Annotated in this window: 1 protein-coding gene; it reads left to right on the top strand. The window is 56.5% G+C overall.

The window, feature by feature from the left end:
* Positions 1 to 13 precede the first annotated feature (13 nt).
* The coding region (locus tag E4T82_RS12115) for a protein rep (protein WP_167753636.1) at positions 14 to 432 on the top strand (419 nt) is incomplete at its 3' end.

Genomic DNA, 432 nt, shown 5'->3' with positions numbered 1-432 from the left:
AGGTATGGCGAGCATGGCAAAATTTTATGAGCGTCTGCCAGCCGTGGCTGCTGCTTATCCGAAAGCCCAGTGGCTGTTCCTGACGTTGACCGTCAAAAATCCGGAAATGGCGGATTTGCGGGTGACGCTGCGTGACATGAATGCGGCTTGGAAGCGGATGATTGAGCGGGCAGGCTGGCCCGCCAAAGGCTTCATCCGGACGACCGAGGTCACGAAGGGAAAAGACGGCAATCCCCATCCGCATTTCCATGCATTGCTGCTTGTCGATCCCGGCTATTTCGCTGGTCATTCATACATCTCGCAAGCAAAATGGGCTGAGATGTGGAGGGACGCTTTGCGGGCAGATTACACGCCGGTTGTGCATGTCGCAAAAGTCAAAGCAAAGAGCGATAAGGCTAAGGCGGCAGAGGCCAGCGGGGACAGGACTGCGGC

The organism is Streptococcus cuniculi (assembly GCF_004570575.1).
GTDB lineage: Bacteria > Bacillota > Bacilli > Lactobacillales > Streptococcaceae > Streptococcus > Streptococcus cuniculi_A.
Note: the sequence above shows the minus strand (reverse complement) of the source record. Positions and strands in the feature narration are given on the sequence as shown.